The sequence below is a fragment of the Acidovorax sp. SRB_24 genome, from assembly GCF_012931925.1.
On sequence record NZ_MWOM01000263.1, the window covers coordinates 1 to 405 of the forward strand.

The following is a 405-nucleotide window of genomic DNA, read 5'->3' on the forward strand; positions in this document are numbered from 1 at the left end:
TCAGACCTCGAAGTTGTCGATCAGCCGCGTGCGGCCCAGGCGCGCCGCGCCCAGCACCACCAGACTGCCTGCGGCGTCGCCGGCCTGCGGCGGCTGCAGGTCGCTGCGCCGGCGCACGGCCAGGTAGTCCGGCTGCCAGCCGCGCGCAGCCAGCGCGGCCATGGCGCGCTCTTCCAGCGCCGGCAACTGCGCGGGCAGGGCATGCGCGGCAGCGGCAGCCTCGCGCGCCAGGGCGCGCAGCGCCAGCGGCAGCTGGATGGCTTCGGCGCGCTCGGCCTCGCTCAGGTAGCCGTTGCGCGAGCTCAGCGCCAGGCCGTCGGCGGCGCGCTGGGTGGCGCCCGTCACGATGTCGATGGGCAGCGCGAACTGCTGCGCCATGCGCCGCAGCACCATCAGCTGCTGGTA

1 protein-coding gene is annotated in these 405 nt (G+C 75.8%); it reads right to left on the bottom strand.

What is annotated here, in order from left to right:
* A partial coding sequence (locus B2J89_RS21870) for a pantoate--beta-alanine ligase (protein WP_169170876.1) occupies positions 1 to 405 on the bottom strand: 405 nt, incomplete at its 5' end.